The 19,145-nt window shown below is 60.6% G+C and carries 22 protein-coding genes; 8 read left to right on the top strand and 14 right to left on the bottom strand.

Annotation, left to right across the window (positions count from 1 at the left end; genetic code table 11):
- Positions 1 to 147: 147 nt before the first annotated feature.
- A complete protein-coding gene (locus tag WKF55_02740) occupies positions 148 to 918 on the top strand; it encodes an SH3 domain-containing C40 family peptidase (protein MEJ7758491.1) in 771 nt (256 codons plus the stop codon).
- 9 nt (positions 919 to 927) lie between these two features.
- On the opposite strand, the gene WKF55_02735 is transcribed toward WKF55_02740, so the two are convergent.
- Complete coding sequence (locus WKF55_02735) at positions 928 to 1,356, bottom strand: hypothetical protein (GenBank protein ID MEJ7758490.1); 429 nt, start codon at positions 1,354 to 1,356, stop codon at positions 928 to 930.
- A 47-nt stretch (positions 1,357 to 1,403) separates the two neighbouring features.
- On the opposite strand from WKF55_02735, the gene WKF55_02730 reads away from it, so the two are divergent.
- From WKF55_02730 to WKF55_02720, 3 genes are read left to right on the top strand one after another with little or no spacing between them, the layout of a single operon-like run.
- A complete protein-coding gene (locus WKF55_02730) occupies positions 1,404 to 2,288 on the top strand; it encodes a DMT family transporter (GenBank protein MEJ7758489.1) in 885 nt (294 codons plus the stop codon).
- Positions 2,285 to 2,977, top strand: coding sequence for an HAD hydrolase-like protein (locus tag WKF55_02725; GenBank protein ID MEJ7758488.1), 693 nt, complete (start codon positions 2,285 to 2,287; stop codon positions 2,975 to 2,977). Before WKF55_02730 ends, WKF55_02725 begins: the two co-directional genes overlap by 4 nt.
- Positions 2,970 to 3,563, top strand: a complete 594-nt coding sequence (locus tag WKF55_02720) for a CYTH domain-containing protein (GenBank protein ID MEJ7758487.1) — start codon at positions 2,970 to 2,972, stop codon at positions 3,561 to 3,563. The genes WKF55_02725 and WKF55_02720 overlap by 8 nt, the downstream gene beginning before the upstream one ends.
- On the opposite strand, the gene WKF55_02715 is transcribed toward WKF55_02720, so the two are convergent.
- The 3 genes from WKF55_02715 to WKF55_02705 all read right to left on the bottom strand — a co-directional run bounded on the left by WKF55_02715 (position 3,459) and on the right by WKF55_02705 (position 5,389).
- A complete protein-coding gene (locus WKF55_02715) occupies positions 3,459 to 4,265 on the bottom strand; it encodes an ATP-binding cassette domain-containing protein (protein MEJ7758486.1) in 807 nt (268 codons plus the stop codon). The two genes, WKF55_02720 and WKF55_02715, sit on opposite strands and share 105 nt — an antisense overlap.
- Positions 4,262 to 4,600 (bottom strand): hypothetical protein, encoded by a 339-nt coding sequence (locus WKF55_02710; GenBank protein MEJ7758485.1) that lies wholly within the window; start codon positions 4,598 to 4,600, stop codon positions 4,262 to 4,264. Before WKF55_02710 ends, WKF55_02715 begins: the two co-directional genes overlap by 4 nt.
- 147 nt (positions 4,601 to 4,747) lie before the next feature.
- The gene (locus WKF55_02705) at positions 4,748 to 5,389 is read right to left on the bottom strand and encodes a hypothetical protein (GenBank protein MEJ7758484.1); all 642 of its coding nucleotides are present in this window, start codon (positions 5,387 to 5,389) and stop codon (positions 4,748 to 4,750) included.
- Between the two features lie 251 nt (positions 5,390 to 5,640).
- Here WKF55_02705 and WKF55_02700 point away from each other — a divergent pair, with 251 nt between their 5' ends.
- Both WKF55_02700 and WKF55_02695 read left to right on the top strand, forming a co-directional pair.
- On the top strand, positions 5,641 to 6,627 hold the full coding sequence (locus WKF55_02700) for a GntR family transcriptional regulator (GenBank protein MEJ7758483.1): 987 nt from the start codon (positions 5,641 to 5,643) through the stop codon (positions 6,625 to 6,627).
- 70 nt (positions 6,628 to 6,697) lie between these two features.
- Positions 6,698 to 8,488 (top strand): cytochrome c/FTR1 family iron permease, encoded by a 1,791-nt coding sequence (locus WKF55_02695; GenBank protein ID MEJ7758482.1) that lies wholly within the window; start codon positions 6,698 to 6,700, stop codon positions 8,486 to 8,488.
- Between the two features lie 69 nt (positions 8,489 to 8,557).
- Here the strand turns inward: WKF55_02695 and WKF55_02690 are convergent, their stop codons facing one another.
- The gene (locus tag WKF55_02690; protein ID MEJ7758481.1) at positions 8,558 to 8,788 is read right to left on the bottom strand and encodes a hypothetical protein; all 231 of its coding nucleotides are present in this window, start codon (positions 8,786 to 8,788) and stop codon (positions 8,558 to 8,560) included.
- Between the two features lie 12 nt (positions 8,789 to 8,800).
- Positions 8,801 to 9,355 (bottom strand): hypothetical protein, encoded by a 555-nt coding sequence (locus WKF55_02685; GenBank protein ID MEJ7758480.1) that lies wholly within the window; start codon positions 9,353 to 9,355, stop codon positions 8,801 to 8,803.
- 60 nt (positions 9,356 to 9,415) lie between these two features.
- Here WKF55_02685 and asnB point away from each other — a divergent pair, with 60 nt between their 5' ends.
- Both asnB and WKF55_02675 read left to right on the top strand, forming a co-directional pair.
- Positions 9,416 to 11,014, top strand: a complete 1,599-nt coding sequence (asnB, locus tag WKF55_02680; GenBank protein MEJ7758479.1) for an asparagine synthase (glutamine-hydrolyzing) — start codon at positions 9,416 to 9,418, stop codon at positions 11,012 to 11,014.
- A gap of 65 nt (positions 11,015 to 11,079) precedes the next feature.
- Positions 11,080 to 12,744: an amidohydrolase gene (locus WKF55_02675; protein ID MEJ7758478.1), complete on the top strand. Its 1,665-nt coding sequence runs from the start codon at positions 11,080 to 11,082 to the stop codon at positions 12,742 to 12,744.
- A gap of 18 nt (positions 12,745 to 12,762) precedes the next feature.
- On the opposite strand, the gene WKF55_02670 is transcribed toward WKF55_02675, so the two are convergent.
- The 8 genes from WKF55_02670 to thiS all read right to left on the bottom strand — a co-directional run.
- The gene (locus WKF55_02670) at positions 12,763 to 13,620 is read right to left on the bottom strand and encodes a prolipoprotein diacylglyceryl transferase (protein MEJ7758477.1); all 858 of its coding nucleotides are present in this window, start codon (positions 13,618 to 13,620) and stop codon (positions 12,763 to 12,765) included.
- Positions 13,621 to 13,637: 17 nt separating this feature from the next.
- Entirely contained in the window at positions 13,638 to 14,681 is a 1,044-nt protein-coding gene (tsaD, locus tag WKF55_02665) for a tRNA (adenosine(37)-N6)-threonylcarbamoyltransferase complex transferase subunit TsaD (GenBank protein MEJ7758476.1), read from the bottom strand.
- A gap of 3 nt (positions 14,682 to 14,684) precedes the next feature.
- Entirely contained in the window at positions 14,685 to 15,236 is a 552-nt protein-coding gene (locus WKF55_02660) for a TlpA disulfide reductase family protein (GenBank protein ID MEJ7758475.1), read from the bottom strand.
- Positions 15,237 to 15,300: 64 nt separating this feature from the next.
- Positions 15,301 to 15,966 (bottom strand): ribulose-phosphate 3-epimerase, encoded by a 666-nt coding sequence (gene rpe, locus WKF55_02655; GenBank protein ID MEJ7758474.1) that lies wholly within the window; start codon positions 15,964 to 15,966, stop codon positions 15,301 to 15,303.
- Positions 15,963 to 16,781 (bottom strand): PASTA domain-containing protein, encoded by an 819-nt coding sequence (locus WKF55_02650; protein ID MEJ7758473.1) that lies wholly within the window; start codon positions 16,779 to 16,781, stop codon positions 15,963 to 15,965. The genes rpe and WKF55_02650 overlap by 4 nt, the downstream gene beginning before the upstream one ends.
- On the bottom strand, positions 16,782 to 18,128 hold the full coding sequence (gene rsmB, locus WKF55_02645; protein ID MEJ7758472.1) for a 16S rRNA (cytosine(967)-C(5))-methyltransferase RsmB: 1,347 nt from the start codon (positions 18,126 to 18,128) through the stop codon (positions 16,782 to 16,784). It abuts the gene before it with no gap.
- Positions 18,125 to 18,931 carry a thiazole synthase gene (locus WKF55_02640; protein MEJ7758471.1) on the bottom strand — a complete coding sequence of 269 codons (807 nt, stop codon included), beginning with the start codon at positions 18,929 to 18,931 and terminating at the stop codon, positions 18,125 to 18,127. Before WKF55_02640 ends, rsmB begins: the two co-directional genes overlap by 4 nt.
- Positions 18,932 to 19,145, bottom strand: a 214-nt coding sequence (thiS, locus tag WKF55_02635; GenBank protein MEJ7758470.1) for a sulfur carrier protein ThiS, incomplete at its 5' end; no start/stop codon positions are given.

Below are 19,145 nucleotides of genomic sequence, written 5' to 3'. Positions count from 1 at the left end.
TTCCTGCTCCGGGTGCGGTACGTTCATCTGCGTGATCTGCAGCTTTCGCGGAATAATGCGATGCCGCAAATGCTCGTTGGATCACGTCGAACCGGAGAATCCTCCGACCCCGGCCCGCGAGATTCCTGTTATCGACTGGCCTGAACATTGAGTGGCGATATCGTTGTCGCTACCACCCCGCTCGCGCCCCTGGTTGCCGAGCCAAGGGCCTCGGCAACCCAGGTATCGCAGTTGCTGTATGGACATTGCGCCACAGTGACGACTCGCGATGGCATGTGGATTCGCGTTACCGGCGGCGATGGTTACGAAGGGTGGATTCACCAGGGTTACGTCGAGACCTGCGACGGCGCAGATACCGCAGAGTGGGGCTGGAACGCATCTGGCGAGATGTCACTCGGCTGCGGTATCCGCAACGAGCAGGGTACCACGCTCGATCTTCCTCTCGGCGCACTTATTGGGCGCGCGCACCGGATTTCCGGGCGGTCCCTCGACCTCGAGCACCGGCGCGAGACATTTGCAAGAGAGCCGGAGGCGATCGTTGCGTCAGCCATGGGGCTGTTTCCGGGGACGTATTACCAGTGGGGAGGCATATCACCCTGGGGCGCCGACTGTTCGGGGCTCGTGCAGAGTACATTCGCGCTTCACGGGATAAAGCTGCCGAGGGATGCGTGGCAGCAGGCCATGGAGGGAGAAGCGGTTGACGGAGGCCTGGACGGTCTGAAACCGGCCGATCTGCTTTTCTTCTCGGACCGTGACGATCGTCGCATCACTCACGTGGCGATTTCTACTGGTTCGTCGAACATCGTCCACGCCGCACTGGGGCGCGGTGGCTATAGTCTCGAGCGACTGTCGGCCGACGACGACTATTCGCGCGGGCTGGCAGCCCGATTCCTGTTTGCGCGGCGAATCATCAGTTGAGTCTTCCTGTCAGCTGAACATCCCATGCGGGGGTGGCATTACAACAGGAGTTGCTGCCGCCACATAGAGTCGCACATCGGCCGTGTGCTCTCCGTCCAGGGCGACCTGCATCGTATACAGGCCCGGCGAGTTGAGAGGCAGATCGATGACGCCGATAATCGGCAGGTCCATCTCGAACGCCGGGTTGGGACCCGGAGCCACATTCAGCTCGCCGTCAGAGGACCACAACACCTCGCCTGACGGATTCACCCAGCTGAATGTGAGTGTGTGCGTACCTGTGTCTTCGACGCTGCCTTTGAGCCGGACGACAAAATGCGTGCGCGGGTGGACCGAAGGAAATCCTCCAACCTGCAGAGCGTCGAAAACGCCAAGAACGTTTAGCTTTCCTTCCTGAGAAACATTGGCGCCATCGGCGAACACTGCAAACGAAATGTGCATTCGCGCAAAGTAGCAGGCCGCGCCGGGCACTAGCTAGGTTTCGCCCCATGAATGACCACCCCCAGACCCGATTCGGGAAAACGGATGCGCTGCTGTTGTTGATGGCGATCATCTGGGCCGTGAATTTCAGCGTCATCAAGTTCGCGACCGGCGTTTTCTCTCCGCTGGCGTTCACCGGTCTTCGGGTAGCATTGGCAGCGGCGGTTCTCTTGCTGATCACTGCAATCCAGCGGAAGAAGTGGCCACAGCGTCGCGATATACTTGTCCTCATCGCCCTGGGGGTCATCGGGAACGGGATCTATCAACTCCTGTTCATCGAAGGCCTCTCCCGCACCAAGGTTGCGAATGCGGCGTTGATGATCGCTGCAGCACCGGCGTTCATTATGATCGCAAGCAGAATTCGCGGGCTGGAGCGTCTGAAGTGGCGGACTATAGCCGGTGTCGGCGTTTCAATCAGCGGTGTCGCGCTGGTGATTCTTGGCAGCACGCGGACAGAATCTCCCAGTGGGACAACGCTGGGCACCTTGCTCGTATTCTCCGGTGTTTTCTGCTGGGCGATCTTCACCGTTTTCCTGCAACCCTACGCCAAACGCGTGGATCCAGTCCAGATATCGGCACTGACGATGCTTGGCGGAACACTGCCGATGTTAGTCGCAACCCCGCGTGCACTGCTTGCAACCAATTGGGGAGCCATCGGACCCGGGGCGTGGGGTGCTCTTTTTTACGCAAGCATCGTCTCGATGGTGATCGCGTATCTGTTCTGGTATCGCGGCCTGCGCGTGCTGGGGCCGACCCGTACCGCCGTGTATGGAAACCTTCAGCCGGCAATCGCCATCGCGGTCGCGTGGATTTTTCTTCATGAGGCGCCGACGATGTGGCAGGGGATCGGTACGGGTACGATCATGACAGGACTGTTTTTGACACGCTCATGAGGGTGGTTCTGTTCGACATAGACGGGACGCTGCTTAAAAGCGGAGGAGTTGGCCGGGTATCAATGGAGGCAGCCCTCAAAGAGGTGTTCGGAGCCTCTGGCGACGCTGCCTACCACTACGATGGCAAGACAGACCGGCAGATCGTTCGCGATTTGATGCGTCTCGAAGGATTCGCTGATGCGAACATCGATTCTCAGATGGACCAGTTGCTCGCATCTTATCTGGCCGGTCTGGAACGTGGGCTGGCCAGCGGCGATCGAACGGTGCATGTGTTTGAGGGGGTGTTTGACCTGCTCGATGCACTCGAGAAGCTGGATGCGGTGGTGCTCGGTCTGTTGACTGGCAATATCCAGCAGGGGGCATATGCCAAGCTGAGGGCCGCGGGTATCGACGTCACCCGCTTCCGTGTGAATGCTTTTGGGTCCGATCACGAGCTGAGACCGGAGCTGCCCGCCGTTGCGCAGCGGCGCGCACGTGAGTTCCTCGGCGCCGACATAGAAGGCAATCGCATGATCGTTATCGGTGATACGCCCGCCGATATACGATGCGGCGAGTCGATTGGCGCGAGTGCCATTGGGGTCGCGACCGGCCGGTATACGGTGGATCAGCTCGCCGAGCACGAACCTTATGCTGTATTCGAGAATCTGGCGGACACTGATGAGGTAGTTCGGAGAATCATGGATGCGTGAAGTTGAAGTGAAAAGTGTGGTCGAGGATATCGACGCGTGCCGTTCGCGTGTTGAAGCAGCAGGCGGGCGTCTGGTCTTCGCAGGCTCGCTCGCGGATGTGCGCTACGATTCCGAGGCGGGTGCGCTGGTGGGGCGGGATCATGTGCTTCGCCTCCGGATTTACGAAAGCGATGGGCAGCGCCACGGTCATCTGGATTGGAAGGGCTCGACGCGGTACGAGGATGGGTACAAGGTTCGCGAGGAGCTGTCGACGCCCGCCGGCGATCCCGCGGCGCTGGCTGAAATGCTGAGCAGACTGGGATTCGTCGTCGTCAAGGAAATTGACCGGACCATAATGCAGTACGAAGTGGTGGGCGCCACCGTGCGATTCGAGCAGTACCCGCGAATGGACGCCCTCGTCGAGGTCGAGGGCCCCCCCGGGGCAATCGAGGATGCAATTCGGATTACGCAGTTGCCGAGGGCAGGGTTCACTGCCCAGCGGTTACCCGATTTTGTGGCCCGGTTTGAGGAGCGCACCGGGCAGAGAGCTGCCGTGAGCAGAAGAGAACTGGAAGGGAGGTACGACTTCCGGAACGGCGATGGGTGACCGTTCGAGATTCGAACCCAGGTAGTCGCGGCTGAATGCCTCGTTCTTCCTGGCCTCGGCAGGCGAGCCAAGGGGATGAGTGGTGCCGGAGGTCAGCCAGACTATCGAATCCAGCCACGGTGTAAGTGCCCTGACTTCGTGTCCGCTGATTATTACTGCGCACCCATTCTGGGCGGCCATTCGCAGGCCGCTGCCCACCATGTCGCAGATCAGCGGATCCAGACTTCGAAAGGGTTCGTCGACTATCAGGCATTTCGGCCTGCGGGCAATGGCGAGGCCGATTTCCGCGCGGCGGCGCTCACCGCTGGACATCTGACCAGGCGGGGAATCGAGGAGACCCTCGAGGTGCATCAAGACGATGGATTCGTCGGACGCTGCCGTGGCGAATCTCCGGTGGACGGCTTCCATATGCTGCCGGAGTGTAAGCGACGATGCGAGATTCCCTGAATCGGCAAGGTAATAAAGTCCACCCTTGCTCAATCGATGCAATCGCGGGCGAATGTATTGGATCCCATCGAATCTGACCCAGCCGCTGTCCGGCGGAATCAGGCCAGCGCAGATTTTCATGAGGGTTGACTTGCCCTCCCCCATGCGTCCCAGCAGGCCAGTGATTGTTCCGCTATCCGCCGTAAGCGTGGCGGCTGAAAGAATCTTCCGACCACCGAGGCGCCTGGCGATGCTATCCGCGTGAAGAATCGTCACCGTACCGCCAGCGATACAAGGTGCGCCGACAGCTCGAGCGTGGCGGCCGTTGCGATCCAGAGCACCGCGACCATCGACCGAGGGACACCAAGATTCTGGAGAAACAGCAGCTCATGGCGTTTCAATGCGTCGAACACCCCGAGCCCTCCTGCAATCGCGAACAGCAACAGCGCGGCGGGCGGATCGAGTGCCAGGACGACACCCCCGCTGACGACGCCCAGGAAGATGTGCACGGCCACCCAGAACCCGGCCGCGCGCCGGACATATCTCGCGGCGAGCAACCGGTCGGGCATGCCTGATGCGAGCTTGTCGGAATGCACGTGGTGAAGTGACACGTCCAGGAGCCGCGTGGCAACCCCCGTTGCGGTTCGCCTCGATCAAGCCCCGAAGCTCAAAAAAACAACAGAGGGGACAGCGGCCGCTGTCCCCTCTGCTACGAACGCCGACGCGATACGCGCGCCGTAACAATCCTGCAGCTGCTGCTACATTACCGGCTTATCGGTATCCGCTGTTCCTGACGACACCGTGAACAGAAGCCGCGCCGTATACGGAGCCGGCCGGCCGGCCTTCATCGCCATGATCTGCTCGCCATACATCTTCCGAGCTTCGTCGACGCTGCGTTTCCCCGTAACGATGTCGTTGGCGAGGTTCAAAGCGAGGAAATTGGCGCCTTCCTTGTCGCACCTTGCCGACATCTCGCCTGATGTACGCTCCATCACCACGCTGCCGTCGTACTCGCCGAGCTCGTCGTAGCTGGACGCCGGTGCCCGATAGTCGATCCATTGCTGCATGACATCAGTGTGCGGCCCGGGGAAGTTGTGCTGGTATTCCGTGCGATACACAATCGTCCGCTTCCACGGCCCAGTGCGGCCCCAGACCACCATATCCGAGGACATTGCGGCCGGCGCACCGTATTTGTTCGTCAGAAAGGCAATCGCCTCCCGCGACGCTTTGGGCCACGTACTCGTCATGCGCTGCACCTGGGCTCGGTTCATTCGGCCCTGGCCTCTGCCCTGTGCCTGCGACTCGGTTGTCACCGCGTCCTCCGGTGCCGTCCCGCCAGCGGCGCCAAGCATCGCAAAAACCGTAGTACCCGCGAACAGCATCCCAATGCTTCGTACCATCAATTCCCTCATAATTCTTCTCCCTGGTCAGTCTTGCGGTTTGAACAGCATCGCACGAAAACGCAACAGCCATGCCTTTTCTGCAACACAGGATAGTATCAGTTTGTACCAATGGTGGCTCGCTTGCGCTGCCGAGTCCGACTTTTTTTCTCCTGCAATGCCGTTTTGCTGGATTTGAACACGCGCTGTAGCTTGGATTACCCGGCGTCCGGTTGCTCGCCTGCCATATCAACATCGTTTCGGGGACTGAGATGAGAAAGCATTCCGACCTCACTGACAGGATTCGCTACCGTATCCTCGCTGGCCTGCACCTGGGGCATCTCGAGCACGGCTGCAGCGTTCCTGGAATTCGGCAGCTCGCCCGCGACATGGGAGCCGATCATCGTTCGGTGGCGAACGCGTATCGCACTCTCGAGCAGGAAGGGCTGGTCGAAATCCGGGGCAGGTCTGGAGTCTACCTGTCGAGGCAGGCATGGATGCCTGAGACCGGGGCCATCGCGGAAGCGTCATGGATGGCAGACCTGATGGTCGACGCGTGGCGCCAGCGTGTTCGTATACCTGATCTTCCCGACCTGGTACGCAGGTACACAGAAGCAGGCCGGCTTCGGTGCCTGTGTGTCGAGTCGAGTGAAGATTGTCTGGTTGCTCTTTGCGATGAGCTGAGCGAGGATTTCGGGCTGGATACAACGCCGTTTCGCTTCGCAACGGCCGGTGACAGCGGCGCTGAGCCGTCAGCGGAGCTCGAGAGCCTTCGCGATGCCATCGTAGCTTCCGATCTGGTAGTGACGCTTACCTTCCACGCCGGACCCGTTCGCGAAATCGCGAGGCAACTGGGTAAGCCGATCGTCGTGGTCGCCGTCCACGCTGAACTTTCGGGAGCCATCGACCGATGCCTTGCGGAACGACCGCTGACCTTCGTCGTAGCGGATCCGCTTTTCGGAGACCGCATTTTCGCAATGCACGGCACCGATGAAACGGTCCGTGACAGGATACGGGTCGTGCTTGCCGAGGACGACGGGGCGATTGCCGAACTCGACCGATCCGAACCTGTGTTCCTTACGCGTGCAGCCTCGGCTTCACTCGGAGAATGCGGGCTTCGCCCGCTGCTTCCCCCATCACCATCCATTTCCACGGAGGCAGCATGTGAACTCTCCAAAGTCATTATCCGCCTGCGTCAGGTGCCAGTGAACAACGAGGGTTCCTCTTCCAAAGCGCTGCTGCAGAAGTACGAACCCTGACAGCGTATTTCTGATCCAGAACTCCAGGCCACCTTTCAGACGCGAAGTATCCTGATAGATTTACTCGGCAATGAAGCCGGGCTTGAAATTTGGTCTCGCCGCCCTCGTTTTCGCGGCGCTGACGTCGGCGGTCGGGGAGGCGCAGGAGAACCCCGCAAAGCGACTTTCGAGTATCGTCGGTGTTGCCATTGAAGAGTATGGTAAGGCATTCGACGAGAAAGGCCGGCTCGTATCACAGGTCGAGTACGCCGAAACGACGTCGTTTCTCGAGGACGCGCGGCAGGTGGCGCAACGCCTTCGTGGCTACAATGCACGCGCCAGCCAGGCCCTGCTCGATACGCTGACCACCGCGGTGCTGGCCAAGCGTGCTCCACCCGAAGTGAGCCTGATTCACGCCCGCTTCAATGGTGCACTTGGGGCGGCCGGTGCCCTGGACCTGCCCACCGCCGCCCTCGACACCAGCGCGGGACATGCCCTCTACACTGCCAACTGCGCTTCCTGCCACGGCGACCGCGGTCTGGGTGATGGCCCTGCCGCCAGATCCCTCCCCATCGAGCCCCCACCGATCGGATCGTCCTCGGGTCTTCCCGATCTCAGCCCGACGCTCGCATATAACGTCGTGACCGTCGGTATTCGCGGCAGCCCGATGCCGTCTTTTGCAAGCCTGTCGCCGCAACAGCGCTGGAATATCGTCAACTACGTGTACACGCTGCGGGGCACGCAGATGCAGATTCCCGCCGCTGCCGACGCAACCGCAGCGCCCGGCGACGAAGCCGCGCGCTCGGTTCTCGCACTGCTGGACAGTGCCCTCGATTTCGCAAGAGCGGGTCGAACTGCCGACGCCGGTGACAGGGCGTTCGACGCTTACATCGCGTTCGAACCGCTGGAAACCCCGGCCCGCGCGAAGCAACCCGGGCTCGTCGCCTCGATGGAACGACAGTTCGCCGACTTCAAGGGAGCGTTGCGCGGGAAAGACCTGAGTATCGCCGAGCGTGCGCGGGACGCGATTGCCCTCGACCTGCCCCGCGTCGTGGCGCTCACGCGTCCAACGGAAGGTAGATGGGGAACGTTTCTTCAGTCGCTCCTGATCATCCTGCGCGAAGGCTTCGAGGCAATTCTGGTGATCGGCGCCGTCGTCGCATTCCTCATCAAGACCGGTCATCGCGAACGCCTTCGCGCAATCTGGACCGGCGTTGCGGCCGGGCTCGCCGCGAGTGTGCTGATGGCGATCGTCCTGCAGAGTTTCTTCGCGCGACTCCCTGCCAGCCGCGAGATCATCGAAGGGATGACGATGCTGATCGCTGTCGCCGTCCTGTTCTCCGTCAGTTACTGGCTGATTTCCAAGGTCGAAGCTGCCAAGTGGCAGAAGTTCATCCGTGAAAAGGTCAATACCGCATTGGATCACGGCGGCGGCAAGGCACTGGCAATCGTTGCTTTCCTCGCGGTGTTTCGCGAAGGCGCTGAGACGGCATTGTTCTATCAGGCGCTCTTCAGTGAGGGCGATGTCGCCATCCCCCTGGTGCTTGGAATGGTTGCGGGATTCGCCTTGCTCGCTGTGATCTTTACCCTCTTCTACCGGTTCGGTGTGAAAATACCGATGCGGCCGTTTTTCGCCGGGACAAGCGTGCTCCTTTATTATCTGGCTTTCGTGTTTCTGGGGAAGGGTATACGCGAGCTTCAGGAAGGAAATGTGGTACCGATTACGGTACTCAACGCAATGCCCAGCATCCCGGCGATGGGAATATTTCCAAGCGCGGAAACACTGGTGGCACAGGGGGTTCTTCTCCTGCTGCTGGTGTTTGCGCTGCTGAAAACCTTTCTTCCCGCTCGGGACTCAGAGGAACCCGCGAACGCTGCGTAGTCAGTTCGCAAAGTTCATTGCCGGAACGGCAACGGCTGCCTTCACCGAAGAGCGACCGTCGCCGCCGTGCTAGCCCCCGCCCAGCACTTCGCGGGCATCCTCCAGCATATGCGACGGCACCATGACGTCGACACCGCGTGCAGTAGCCCCCGAAAATCCGGGGCCGAAGATGCCGATGATGTCATTTCCGCGGGCCACCGCGTCGATACCCGCCGACGCGAGTTGCTGCACCCCGAAGTCGGCCTCCAGGCCTGAGCTGCAGGTAGTCACCGTAACCCATGTGGGGGCATTTTCGGGCATCGATAACCCCGGTTATCTGTCTCTGGCTGCAGCGGTATCAGTGGCCGCCACGGTATCAGTGGGCGCCGCGCTTGCCATTTCATTCACCACCAAATCGATCTCAGGCCACCAGCCAAGGCTGTAGCGCGCGAGGGTTTGGAGATACCGCGCCCCGTCGTCACCATGCTTGTCCAGAACTACATCCGCCGCGCGCCGCACCGACGAAGCGTCGGCGTAGGGCGGCTCCAGATCCTCGGAGATCTTCCCATCGGTGTGCTCGACCCCGGCGGCATCGAGGAAAGTCACCTGGATTGCCGGCTCGAGATCGACGTACAGCAGTTGCAGCAGATCCAGCTCATCCTGCGAGTCTTCGGCACGTACGCGTACGACTTCACGCGCGAGACGGTCCACGGGCCAGGTCCTTAACGTTGCCGCACGGAACCCGCCGCCACGTTTCACAAGCCGCTGGACGTAGCGTTCGCGTGCCTCGGGTGTCGTACGCAATGCGTAGAGTACAAGCGCGACGCGGCGTTCAGGGATCAACGTTCGATATGGAGACGGAGTTGCCATGCGAGGAAAAGTAGCCATTCCCCGGCGGCCTGACGAAATGACCGCTGTCAAAGCGCATTCCCGCGATTAGAGTAATGCATGTGTGGAATTGCCGGTGCATGGGGAGCGATTGACGGAGCCGGCGTAACCGGCGAAATGCTGGAGGTGCTGCGGCATCGCGGGCCTGACGCACGCGGAGTTCACGCGGCCGCTGCCGGAGCCATCGGTTGCGCCCGGCTCGCGATCGTGGATGTCGCGGGCGGCGACCAGCCGCTCTACAATGCTGGCGGCTCGACGGCGGTGGTTGCCAACGGTGAGATCTATAACCATCTGTCGCTGAAAGAGGCTCTGGGAAATACCTACCAGTTCACGTCAGGCTCGGATACCGAGGCAATCATCGCCTTGTATGAAGCATACGGCGTCGAAGCAGCTTCGCGACTGAACGGCATCTTCGCGTTCGCTATCGCCGACGGATCGAATCTCGTGCTCGGCCGGGATCCGCTGGGTGTCAAGCCCCTTTACATGGGATCCCATACAAATGCAGGCGAACAAAATGAGCTGGTCTTTGCGTCGGAGCTGAAAGCGCTGCTCGGACGTGCCTCCGAAGTCCGCCCTTTGCCCCCTGGGTGTACGTTCACGCCGCAGGAAGGCGTTCAGCGATACTACAGCGTGCCGGAGGGCTGGATAGGCGATCGGCCAACGCGTCGACCCATGTACGCCGACATCCGGAGCAAGCTTGAGTCGGCCGTGCAATCGCAACTGATGGGCGATGGTCCCGTTGGCGTGTTTCTTTCGGGTGGACTCGACAGCAGCCTCGTGGCGGCGATGGCACGCCCGCATATTGGCGAGCTGCACACCTTCGCGGTTGGGATAGAGGGAAGCGCCGACCTGATCGCTGCCCGCCAGTGCGCCCGGCACATTCAGTCACGCCATCATGAACGGATCATCACACCACTGGAGATCGCTGAAAAGCTTCCCGAGATAATCTGGCGGCTGGAGTCGTACAGCAGCCCTCTGGTACGAGCGGCGATACCCAATTATTTCTGCGCCGAGCTCGCGTCGAATCACGTAAAGGCAGTGCTGACAGGCGAAGGGGCCGACGAGCTGTTCGCCGGCTACGGGTATCACATGGATTACAGAAATCCATCGATCCTCCACCGCGAGCTCCATCGCAGCGTGCAGGAGCTGCATCGAACCAACCTTCAGCGCGCAGACCGGATGTCGATGGCGCACAGTGTCGAAGCGAGAGTTCCCTTTCTCGATACCGGCGTCGTTCAGTGCGCCATGGATATTAGCCCGCAGCTCAAGATTGTCCGGCCAAAGCCATGGAGCCGACGGGTCGGCAAATGGGTCCTGCGTCAATCGTTCAGCGGGCTTCTCCCCGATCCGCTGCTCTGGCGGCCCAAGGAGACATTCAACCGGGGCAGTGGTGTCGACGCCGCAATGCCGGCGATTCTGGCGTCATTCGCCGGGAAACAATCACTTCCGGAGTATCGCGCGGCAAATCCGAAAGATCGGATCGCCGACGCTGAGGAGATGGTCTTTCACCAGCTCCTGTTCAGCGCGTGCGGAGGGGCTCGGGTGTTACTCGACAACGTGTACCACTGGAAGCCCGATGTTCTGAAAGAGCGACACTCGGCGGCTGCGAAGCTGGCAAGGAAGCTCGCGCCCGCGTACAATAGGCGCGGACACAGCTGAATGACTGCATCGGCGCGCAGACGCGTTGCATGTACAAAAATCTCACGCCGATCCTGGAGCACCAATTGACACCTCACCGATTTTTGCTGCGAGCTGCCTCAATCGCCGCGGTATTCGCCGTCGCTGCGCTGTCACCCCGCCACGTGTTATCGCAGGGTGCAACTCCCGGTGCCGCCGACTCCATCAAATACAGGTACGCGACCACCGCGCGCCTCGATGCGTTGAAGGCAGAAGCGGTCAAGGAAATCGATGCCCGGGCAAAGCTCATCCAGGTGATGGTCGATCAGGTGTTCTCATACGGCGAGCTGGGGTTTCAGGAATTTGAGACGTCGAAATATCTGACTGGCATTCTCGAGCAGAATGGGTTCAAGGTCGAGCGCGGTGTCGCGGGAATTCCAACGGCGTTCGTCGCGCGCTGGGGTTCGGGCAAACCGGTGATATCGCTGGGCTCGGATATCGATGACATCCCTCAGGCGGGGCAGAAACCCGGCGTTGGCTACAGGGACGCGATGATCGCCGGTGCGCCCGGGCATGGGGAAGGGCACAATTCCGGAATGCCGCTCAACATCGCGGCGGCGATTGTCGTAAAGAAAATCATGCAGCGGGAGAAGCTCCCCGGCACTCTCGTTCTCTGGCCCGGAGTTGCCGAAGAGCAAATGGCGGGCAAGGCGTTCCTCGTGCGGGCCGGTGTTTTCAGGGACGTCGATATCACGCTGTTCACCCACGTGAGCAATTCGCTCTCAGTCGCGTGGGGGCAGTCATCGAACAATGCGCTCATATCCGCAATCTTCAAGTTCAAAGGGTCGAGTGCTCATGCGGCTGGCGCGCCATGGCGTGGGAAGAGCGCGCTCGACGCCGTCATGCTGATGGCGCAAGGGTGGGAAATGAAGCGTGAGCATCTCACTCTGCAGCAGCGCTCTCACTATGTGATTCCCGATGGCGGCGATCAGCCGAATGTAGTTCCGAGTACCGCGAGCATCTGGTTTTACTTCCGGGAACGCGATCATCCTCGCACGCTCGCGATGTTCGAGACGGCGAAGAAGATGGCGCAGGGCGCGGCGATGATGACCGAGACCGAAGTCGACACTGTCATGATGGTTGGATCCGGATGGAGCGCGCATTTCTCGCGGCCTGTCGCCGAGGCGATGTATCAGAACATCGCGAAGGTCGGCATGCCGGTGTGGGATGAAAAGGATCAGGCGCTCGCGAGGGGAATTCAGCGAGAGCTGAGCGCTCCGGACAGCGGACTCATTACCCAATCCGGAAGACTGAACGGGCCGGTAAACGAGGCGACGCGCATGGGGGGAGGGTCAGACGATATCGGCGACGTGAGCTGGAACGTGCCAACCATCAACCTCAACTTTCCGTCCAACATTCCCGGCCTGCCCGGTCACAACTGGGCAAACGCTATTTCAATGGCGACGCCGATTGCCCACAAGGGTGTCGTCGCAGGAGCAAAGGTTCAGGCGATGACGATGCTGGACATACTGCTGACGCCGAAGATCGTAAGCGACGCCTGGGAGTACTTCAACACGGTTCAGACCAGGGCTGTCAAGTACACACCGTTTTTTGCCGCGACTGACAAGCCTGCAATCTGGTTGAACGCCGATATCATGTCGGCGTACCGGCCCCAGATGCGAAAGCTCTACTACGACTCAAAAAAGTTCGGTAGTTATCTAGAGCAGCTTGGCATCACTTATCCCACACTGCGTGAAAAGGCGAAGCCTTGACCGAGCGAATCCGTGTGCTTAAGCCGCCTGTCGTTTTGCGTAAATGCCTGGCGAGGTAGGCGTCACGTTCCACCTCGCGTACATGATCGCCACGCCCCCCGCCGCAAAGATCAGAGCGATCACCTGCGCAATCGTCAGAGCCCCGCCGAACAACCGGTCATCCTTGGCTCGAAAAAATTCCACGATGAATCTCTCCACACCGGCAAGCGCGCAGTAGAAACCCATCAGCCAGCCTCGCGCATGCTTGTGATCGCGGAAATGCCACAGAATGAGAAACATCACGAAGCCCATGCCGACTTCGTAGATCTGCGTGGGATGTACAGCGATCACCTGATTCTGGGGCGTTCCCGGCGGAAAGCCAACGCCAAACATGCTGGACATGTTTCCGGCTGTCGAAGGCGGCGCACCTTCCGGAAATACTGTGGCCCAAGGGCCATTGAACGGGCGCCCGTAATCATCACCGACCGCCCAGCAACCGGTTCGCCCCACGGCGTAAGCGCCTGCGAGTGCAATACCCGATACATCGCTCATCCGCGCCAGGCCCAGCTTCTTCACTACGACCAGGGCCGAGACGGCGAGGATGCCGCCGATAAGGCCACCCCAGAAAACAAACCCCGCCCTGCTGACGAGCGAGCCGGCGTCCTGCGTCAGGATTGCATAGTAAATCTTCGCACCGAGCAGGCCACCAATCACTGCGGCAAAAACCATGTCGCCTGCAGGACCCGGATCCTCCCCGCGCCTGTCGAGCTCCTGCTGGAGGATTATCTGCCCGATTACAAAGGAAAGTAGTATCGCGAGCCCGAACCCTGTTATCTGCAAAGGGCCCAGTTCGTATGCGAGCGGATGATGAACGATCTGTGCAAAGATACGTGGCATCGCGTGAATGAAAATTGTCAGGCCGCGATCAGGCCGGGGATCGGCTGGCTCGCATGCGCGTTGAGATCAAATCCGGCATGCTCGCCACGTTCGTGACGAAACAGACCGGCGCGTGCGATCATCGCTGCGTTGTCCGTCGCCAGGCGCGGCGACGGCGCAAATACGTTAGCACCAATCTGCAACGCCCGCTCGGCGAGCACACTCGAGAGGGCCGTATTGCAGGCCACGCCGCCGCCAAGAACAATCCGCGTGCGGGAGTATTCACGTGCAGCACGCAGAGTCTTCTCGACGAGGGAGGCAACGAGTGCGTCCTGAAAACCGCGCGCAATGGCAGACCGGTCAACGTCGATATCGGAACTGCCGCGGACGGCATTCAGGGCGGCAGTCTTCAATCCGCTGAATGAAAACGCATAGTAGTCCTCGTCGCCGGGAGTGTCCGAGCGCCGCACCATCGGCGGCTTGAATCGAAAACGCGTTGGATCGCCTTCGCGCGCCAGCCTCTCAACATGACGGCCGCCGGGATAGGGAAGCCCGAGCATTTTCGCAACCTTGTCAAATGCCTCGCCGGCCGCGTCATCGCGAGTGGCGCCGAGCAGGCGGTAACGACCCCACGCTTCGACATCGAGTAGCATCGTGTGCCCACCCGAGACGAGCAAAGCTGTGAAAGGCGGCACCGCACTTTCATGCTCAAGCGATGTCGCGAACAGGTGCCCCTCCATGTGGTGGACCGGAACAACCGGGATGCCTTTAGCGAATCCCAGTGATTTTGCGTAGCACACGCCCACCAGCAATGCGCCGACGAGGCCTGGGGCAGATGTCACTGCGATGGCGTCGATGTCCTCAAGCCTGACATTTGCTTCGTTCAAAGCTCGCTCGACTACCGGAACGATACTCGTCAGGTGGGCGCGGGATGCAATCTCCGGAACCACACCTCCAAACACACGGTGGATGTCCTGCGAGAGGATCACAAGGGAACGCTGCTCGACATTGTTGCCACTGCCATCGATGACCGCCGCGGATGTTTCATCACACGAGGTCTCGATTCCAAGTATCAGGGGCAACGACTACTCTGCGCTTTCGGCAATCAACCGCTCGATCAGCGCGCGGTTGTCGGGTGAATTCCAGTCAGTCGCACCGATCAGTTTCTTCCGGATTATTCCGTCTCGCCCGAGGATCACGGTTTCGGGGTAACCTGTGGTCTGATACTGTCGGCTGATAGCCTTGGCGGGATCGTGAAGAATCTCGAAAGTGAGTCCATACTGTTCGACGAAATCCCGGACGAGCTGTTCGGTACCGGGATCATCGATGCTGACCGCCACAATTCGCAGACCCTTGTCCCCGTACGCCTTGTGCAACAGCTCCATGCTCGGCATTTCAATGCGGCATGGCCCACACCATGTTGCCCACACATTCAGCATCACTACCTGACCGCGGTAATCCTCGAGTGACTTCGATTCCGGCTGCGACGCCAGAGTGCTCGCGGTGAAGTCAGGGGCCCTGGATCCAAGGCCGAGCGGTGACATCTCATCGCCCAGCATCTGGCGCCCGACAATTGCGATCGCAAGCACGGCGACGAGTACGCCGAGTACCGTCGCGAATTGTTTTCGGCTGGTCATTCAGGATCCTTGCGAAAAGCCATATGGAATATCTCCGTATTCCGAGGTTGCCGTTGTTGTGTCGTCACGCCGTTTCGACGCAAAGTCCGCGAAGCACCCCGATCTCGCGACACGGATCGTCCGAGGTAAATATCGCACTGCCGGCCACAAACGTATCAGCGCCGGCACGCCAGACTTTTTCTATCGTCTCACGTGAAATGCCGCCATCGACTTCGAGTGCCGCCCCGCATCGCGAGTCGTCGAGCATGCGGCGCGCCCTCGCAACCTTTCCCGTCGAGGCATCAAGGAACTCCTGACCGCCGAAGCCGGGATTGACAGTCATGACGAGCACAAGATCGATGTCGCCGACTACTTCGCGCAGCGGCTCGAGGGAGGTCCCGGGATTCATCGCGACTCCCGCGAGACACCCGTGCTCCCGTATCAGGGCAAGCTGTCGCTGCAGATGAGGTGCGGCTTCCGAGTGAATCGTCATTCCCGTCGCGCCGGCATTTGCGAAGCTCTCGAAATACCTCTCGGGCTCCTCCACCATCATGTGAACGTCCAGATGGAGCGTCGTGATGCGGCGAACCGTCGCAATCATCTTCTCACCGAAAGTAATGTTGGGCACGAATCGGCCGTCCATCACATCCATGTGAATCATGTCTGCCCCGCCGGCGACGCACATGGCGATTTCGTCCGCCAGTTTTCCAAAGTCAGCGCTGAGCGCCGATGGCGCGATCCGGACCTTCACCAGGCACCGCCCGGCAAGCTGCTCGGCGACAGACGCGAAAGCGAGTCGGGCGGTACCAGTGTATCAATTGGCACAGCCTGAGGAACCGGTGGAAAACGCGAGATTGTCAGATTGACGCGGCCGCCGGCTGAGATCTTCTGACCTGGCGCCGGAACCTGCCCAATCACGGTGTTCTCAGGTTGTATCGAGCTCGTGTCGCGTGTGGTGCCGCCAACCTGAAGGCCGAGCTGTTCGATGGCCGACCGAGCGTCAGCGAGAGTCCTGCCGGTGAGATCCGGCAGCCCTACGGTCGCAGGGCCCTGACTGATGCCGATGTTAACCACCGCCGGCAACTGAAGTGTCGCACCGGCGGCCGGCTCACTGTCGATCACGGCCCCACGTGGCTGATCACCAGTTCGCTCCATCACCGATCCCATCTGAAAGCCCGCGTTCTCGATCGCAATTCGTGCCTGCTGCTGGCTCAGGCCGACGACATTGGGTACCGTCGCACCGCGCTGGCCACCGCTGATCGCAACCGTGACATCAACCCCGCGTTTCTGAAGACTGTTCGCTGGCGGATCCTGCTGCAGGATCTGATTCTCGGGGGTTGTCTTGTGAAAGCGTGTGTCGCCTTTGACTACCGGAAACCCGGACTTTTCGAGAGCCGCCGCTGCCTCATCGTAACTCATCCCGACAACATTGGGGACGCGCACGTTGTCGGGCAGTACGTCGGCCGGGAAGGCGAAAAAAAAGAGACCCACATAGGCGATCATGAACCCGAACATCGCAACCAGGAGGTAGGGAAATGCGCGCTTCGGCAGCGCGCGGAAACCCACTTACTGACCCCGTCGCAAACGCGCGGCAAACGCTCCGTCGGAACCGTGAACCTGCGGGAGCACTCGCAAAAAGCCTTCGTCAATTGTGTCAGGAGGCACCGATCCCGCCGGCGGCGCTTCGAGCGTGAAGGCAGAGTTCCGCGCCAGGAATCGCGCGATCTGCTGCTCGTTCTCCTCTGCTTCGAGAGAACACGTACTGTAAATCAGCAGTCCGCCCGGCCTTACCGCTGTTGCAGCGGCGTCGAGAATACCTGCCTGGAGTGCGGCCATGACAGATATGTCCGAGACCTTGAGGCGCCATCGAGCATCGGGATGCCGCCGGAACGTACCAGTGCCGGTGCACGGAACGTCGATGAGCACCGCATCCATTTCCTTCACCACCGGGAAGTGCGCATCACCAGCCACAACGAAAAGATTGTCGGCTTCGAGGCGAACTTTGTTCTCTATCAGTCGCTGGAGCCGGTGCACTGAGCGGTCAACCGCGATCACCGCTTTCGCAAGGCGAGCAAGCTCGAGCGCTTTCCCACCCGGAGCCGCGCAAAGATCAGCTACTGTGGAATCGGGAGCGATCGCGGCGTACTGTGTCACCAGCGTCGAGCCGGGATCCTGGACGAAAAACAACCCCTGTCTGAAGGCGCCGAGCTCGTTGAGAGAAATCCCGCCGCTTATAAGGAGACTGTCGCGCGCGAGCGGCGCATCTTCAACATCTACTCCGGCTGATTCGAGCATCGACTCCAGTTGTTCGCGCACGATGCCGTACGGCCGGATGACGAGGGGCGCCTCCGCATTGTTCTTCATCAGAAGAACCTCCGTCGCCTCGTCGCCCCACCGGGACAGCCAGCGCGCAATCAGCCACGACGGATGGGAATACTTCACAGCCAGCGCCTCGAGAGAGTCTGCCGGCACCGGAACTCGCAGGCTTTCGCTTTCTCTGTCGATGCGGCGCAGGACCGCGTTCATGAGTTTACTGGCGCCGATTCCATGTCTCACCTTGGCCAGTTCAACAGTCTGCGCAATTGCCGCGTACGCCGGGACGCTGCCCATGTGCAACAGCTGATATACGCCGAGCCGCATCAGATCCAGCAAATCGATGTCGACACGCCCCAGGCCCAGACGAACCCGCTCGGCCAGGATAGCGTCGAGTGCATTGCGCTGCCTGAGGGTGCCGTAAACAAGCTCCCGCAGCCATCGCCGGTCACGCGCGTCGAGCGGCGCGGCCCGGCGCTCGAACGCCGAGTCGAGCATTTCGCCGGCGTGAATGTCGGCCAGAATTCCCGCCGCGATAATGCGCGGGCTGGTGACTCCGCCAATGGCTGCGCTCTGAACGGCACCGCCCGGCGATGTCATGTGTTGAACATGCCGGTAAAAGGCGATGAAGGTACGGCGATCTCTCGACGCGGCATCCTCCCCGCGAGATACGCCAGACGCCCGGCCTCGACTGCCTGTTTCATCGCAGATGCCATTTGCACCGGATCCGAAGCAGCTGCAATCCCGGTGTTCATCAGAATCCCGTCGACGCCCTGCTCCATCACGATGCATGCATCCGATGCGGTACCGACCCCCGCATCCACAATTACCGGCACATGGAGCCGGTGTTTGATAGTGCGAATCGCGAATGGATTGAGCATTCCGAGGCCGGAGCCGATAGGCGAGGCAAGCGGCATCACCGCCACTGCGCCGGCGTCTTCGAGCCTCAAGGCTGCTATCAGGTCATCGTTGGTGTAGGCCATGACCTTGAATCCCTCGTCCGCCAGCGCGCGGGTGGCCTCGAGGAGCCCGGCTGTATCGGGAAGCAGAGTCTCGAGGTCGCCGATCACCTCGAGCTTGACCCACTCGTTGAAACCCGCAGCACGCGCGAGATGCGCATAGCGAATTGCCTCGTCGCTGTCATAACAGCCAGCGGTGTTGGCCAGCAGAAAAAAATGATCAGGGTCAAGATGGCGGAGTATTCCTTCGTCGTTGACTCGATTCAGATCTACTCTCCGCACCGCAACCGTCACCACCTCCGCCCCCGAAGCATCAATAGCCCGGATCATGTCGAGATTTGTGGCGTACTTGCCGGTGCCCACCATGAGTCGTGACCGGAATTCACGGCCTGCGATTGTCAGCGGCAGCATGCCGGGCGACGTCTCGACCGCCGTTCCTGTCATTCAGCCACCGCCAACGAAGTGCACTATCTCGACGATATCGCCATTGTCGAGGGTAATGAGAGGGAAGGCGGCGCGATCGCGGAGAATCTTTCGGTTGAGCTCGACGACAACCAGGCGGGGCTCGATGCCGAGAGTCGCGAGCAGTGCGGCGACCGTGCTATCGGGGCGTGCCTCGTGTGGCGCTCCGTTCACCGTCAGGGTGATCGTCGCGCCC

The sequence above is a fragment of the Gemmatimonadaceae bacterium genome, from assembly GCA_037721215.1.
In the GTDB taxonomy this organism is placed as follows: Bacteria; Gemmatimonadota; Gemmatimonadetes; order Gemmatimonadales; family Gemmatimonadaceae; genus UBA4720.
Note: the sequence above shows the minus strand (reverse complement) of the source record. Positions and strands in the feature narration are given on the sequence as shown.